At 29.0% G+C, this 3,609-nt stretch carries 5 protein-coding genes; all 5 read right to left on the bottom strand.

What is annotated here, in order from left to right; genetic code table 11:
• Positions 1-96 precede the first annotated feature (96 nt).
• Complete coding sequence (locus G551_RS0112150; protein ID WP_027885816.1) at positions 97-426, bottom strand: HepT-like ribonuclease domain-containing protein; 330 nt, start codon at positions 424-426, stop codon at positions 97-99.
• Positions 395-730, bottom strand: a complete 336-nt coding sequence (locus G551_RS0112145) for a nucleotidyltransferase family protein (RefSeq protein WP_027885815.1) — start codon at positions 728-730, stop codon at positions 395-397. Before G551_RS0112145 ends, G551_RS0112150 begins: the two co-directional genes overlap by 32 nt.
• Before the next feature lie 176 nt (positions 731-906).
• Positions 907-1,650 carry a hypothetical protein gene (locus tag G551_RS0112140; RefSeq protein WP_027885814.1) on the bottom strand — a complete coding sequence of 248 codons (744 nt, stop codon included), beginning with the start codon at positions 1,648-1,650 and terminating at the stop codon, positions 907-909.
• A gap of 153 nt (positions 1,651-1,803) precedes the next feature.
• Positions 1,804-2,397, bottom strand: a complete 594-nt coding sequence (locus tag G551_RS0112135) for a hypothetical protein (protein ID WP_027885813.1) — start codon at positions 2,395-2,397, stop codon at positions 1,804-1,806.
• Between the two features lie 155 nt (positions 2,398-2,552).
• Positions 2,553-3,413 (bottom strand): DUF6624 domain-containing protein, encoded by an 861-nt coding sequence (locus G551_RS0112130; protein WP_051191393.1) that lies wholly within the window; start codon positions 3,411-3,413, stop codon positions 2,553-2,555.
• Positions 3,414-3,609: the final 196 nt, after the last annotated feature.

Here is a 3,609-nt window from a genome sequence, read left to right as displayed (position 1 = left end):
AAACAAAAAACCTCCTAAAAGCGGTTTAAATAAGTGAGATTTTCTAAGAATTAAAGGCTTGTGCAACGGTTACCGGTGTTGCCTGTAGGCTTTTTTCTATACTAGAACTTTGATTTCTTCTTTAAGCTTAATAAGATGACGATTAATTATAGCCCAAACTATAGAGTTATCTATACTGTCATAAGCGTGAACTAATCTATTTCTAAAACCAATTATTTGTCTATCATTTTCAATTTCCAAATTTGGGTTTATTTTTCTAAGTTGATTTAAGGCTTCACCAATAATTGCTAATTGTCTTTCTACAGCACTTTGAGTTTTTAAATCTTCTTGATAAACATTAAAATCAGAAATCTCAACAGTAAATTTTTCTATTAAATCGATAGCGATTAAAATATCAGAGAGATATTTCTTGCTTTTGTCCATCATAGATTAAAATTTTTGTTGAATCAATACTCTTTTTTAGAATAGGATTTTTGATAGAAGTATTAGTTAATAAATCAACTTTTCTTTGAAAAAACTGTTCAAATTTATCCCAAATATTCATTAAATTTTCTCCACGTTCTATTGGATCATCATTATCGATTTCTATCAATAAGTCAATGTCACTAGACTCTTCGTTAAATTTATCTGTTATTGAAGAACCAAATGCATATAAATTTTTTACATTATGAGCCTTACATAATGATAAAAAATCCGTCATTTTATATTTTATTGATTCTTTCAAATTCATAATGCTAATATAACTTATTTTTTTTAATCTGTATTTTTGTTATAGCTTACTGGCAACGGTCTTGTATATCTTTCAGTTGTGGGAATTTGAGAACTAAAGATAGTAAAAAGAACTGACTTTAACGCGTGAGCGTTTGTGTCCGCAGGACACAGAACCGCAATTGAAGATATTCGTTGTTACCTGCCGTTTTTATTTATTTTCTCTATCCAATTTTCTTCAAATTTATCGTTGTCAAGATTCAGTTGAAATTCTGTATATGTATGTTTAAACCAAAATTTCTTTTGCTCTTCAGTTTCAAATTTTTTAAAGTCACCTTTTTGAGTCTGACTATATAAAACAAATTCAGTTGTATCAATTCCTTGAGCATTTCTGCCATAAAATGTTTTGCTTAAAAAATCTGTTTGATTGTCTGAATTGAAGTTATAAAGTTCAAATTCAAATCCTGATCGAAATCTACCAAAATAGGTCTGTTTTTTTGTTTTAAGATCGTAAATGATTTGATAATTAACACTGCAACCAAGTCCAGTACAGGGTTTGTTAATAAGAACAAATCCAATAATAGATTCATCTTTATATATTTTTATTTGCTGTAAGAAATTAGCAAAATTCACATTCTCAACTCCAGAATCCCAAACTATATTGGAAGTCATCTTGTTCGAAGTTGTGAATGCGTGTCCGTCAACAATAATTTCAATTCCTTTCTCTAAATTTCTCCAGCTAAATTTATGTTCTAGTAAGTTAATTTTATTTCTTTTATCGTTATCGAAAACTATAGTTGGTTCGATTTTCTTTGTCTGCAAATATTCTTCAATCATCTTACCGTAATCAACTTTCTCAGTTGAATAGTCTATTTTGTTAGCCGCTGAAATACAACAAATCAAGATTGCTAGAACTGTGAATATTTCAATTATTGTTTTCATTTTTCTAATGGCAGGTAACGGTCTTGTATAATTATCCAGCTAAGGGAATTTGGAAATTAAAGATAGTAAAAAGAACTGACTTTGACGCGTGAGTGTCTGTGTCCGCAGGACACAAAACCTTAGTTGGAATTATACATTGTTGTAACACGTTTTTTAAAGATAATTTTCTAAATCTTTTCTAACTTCTTTTAGGTATTTCTTATAAATTTTAAAGTGCTCCTCATAGTTGTCTTTCAATTCAGTGGCTCTCTTTCTAATTTCAATTACTTTGCTGTCGATTATCTCAAGACTATCTCCTTGTTTAGGTTGCAAGTCAATTAATTCTCTTTGGATATCAAAAGTTCTTTTGTTTATTTCCATTGCACGTTTCTCATCAAAATCATAAAAAATATTTATATGGTGATGTTCGAAATGTGGAAATGCTTTTAATTTATTTGAATAAAATTCAACCTCTTTTTGAATATTATCATAAAGTTCTTGATGTTCAATTTCACCTTTCTCAAAAATTTCGAACTGGTGTCTCAACAGGTTGAGATAATTCATATGCTCCAAATAAAATTCAGAAGCTTTTTTCGCAGAGTTCACTTTCTCTTTCCAAAAGAAAGTTTTTAATTCTTTATTGTATTTGGATTTGTCAATAAAGAATTGAACTAAATTTCTAATAGTCCAACCCAAAGCTCCGGAAACAATTGCTATTGAAGTTGCTCCAATTCCTGGGTAATCTCTTAAAAATTCTGATAAGTTCATAGTTCAGTCAAATGTGTTACAACGGTCTTGTATAATTACCTAGCTAAGGGAATTTGAGAAATAAAGATAATAAAAAGAACTGACTTTGACGCTTGAGCGTCTGTGTCCGCAGGACACAAAACCTTAGTTGGAATTATACGTTGTTCTACACAGTTTTATTTCACTTGTTTAACTTTAAATTCGATGTCCCAACGTTTTAAATATTCACTTAAAGGATTTAAACCAACTTCTTTTCTTCTTCTATCAACGGTTTCTTTATTTTCTAAATTATAAAGCTTCCATTTATCAGTTTTATTGTCTTTGATTACTTGTGAGCCATAAATTTGCGGTTTTCGATCATACATTAAAATTCTATCTTCCATTAATGCTATTGCACTTTTTTTTATATCTCCGTTTTTTGCTGCTTGTTTTAGTAATGGGAAATATTCTTTTCTAATATCATTATCCGCGTGTTGGAAAACAAGCCAAATTGCCGACATTTGTTTGGAGTTGACTTCTTCCAAAGTTGGCATTCCACATTTTTTTATTAAGTTTTTTATTGTAATTAAGTTTTGGATATCAATTTCTGGGTCAAAAATGTTATTACCTGATCGCATTTCTTGATCAAGCTTATAAATTTCAGATAGTATTTCTTCCTGTTTAGAACAGTCTATGTTAGAAACTTGAATTGGAGTTTTTTGAAAAAGACTAATCAACTCTTCTTTAAAGGCAATATCTTTTTCTGTGGCTTTTCTAATTATAAGCTCTTTTATTTTTCCGTTATTATCTACATACCTTTCTAAAAACCATGATTTTGTGTTTAACTTTTTGATACTATCTTTAGAAATAACAAGTCCACTTTCATTTTTATAAATAGCATCATCTAATTGAAAAAGAGTTTTGTTTATTGCTTTTTCTCTTAATTCTATATTAGTTAATTCTCTTAAATTTTCTGGTTTGTATTTTTTATCAGATTTACAAGAGAATAAAAAAAATCCAATTGAAAATAAAATAATGATATATATTCTTGTTTTCATTGAGTTTTAAATTGTGTAGAACGTGTTTGTATAAGCGCAGTAACGGGAAAATATGCAAAGATTTTCAGCCGTTGACGAAAGATAGAAAAAAAAGAGGAATTTCCGATTAAGAAACTCCTCCGTTATTGCGTTTATACGGTGTGCTTGTTGCACAATTTACTAAAAAAGATTAATTTCATGGTATGCAAGGAAAAAA

The organism is Mesonia mobilis DSM 19841 (genome assembly GCF_000423405.1).
Classification (GTDB): Bacteria; Bacteroidota; Bacteroidia; order Flavobacteriales; family Flavobacteriaceae; genus Mesonia; species Mesonia mobilis.
Note: the sequence above shows the minus strand (reverse complement) of the source record. Positions and strands in the feature narration are given on the sequence as shown.

Bases quoted from the DNA above. Each gene is read 5' to 3' on its own strand.
- G551_RS0112135 (WP_027885813.1), bottom strand. From the start codon at position 2,397: ATGAACTTATCAGAATTTTTAAGAGATTACCCAGGAATTGGAGCAACT.
- G551_RS0112150 (WP_027885816.1), bottom strand. From the start codon at position 426: ATGATGGACAAAAGCAAGAAATATCTCTCTGATATTTTAATCGCTATC.
- G551_RS0112145 (WP_027885815.1), bottom strand. From the start codon at position 730: ATGAATTTGAAAGAATCAATAAAATATAAAATGACGGATTTTTTATCA.
- G551_RS0112130 (WP_051191393.1), bottom strand. From the start codon at position 3,413: ATGAAAACAAGAATATATATCATTATTTTATTTTCAATTGGATTTTTT.
- G551_RS0112140 (WP_027885814.1), bottom strand. From the start codon at position 1,650: ATGAAAACAATAATTGAAATATTCACAGTTCTAGCAATCTTGATTTGT.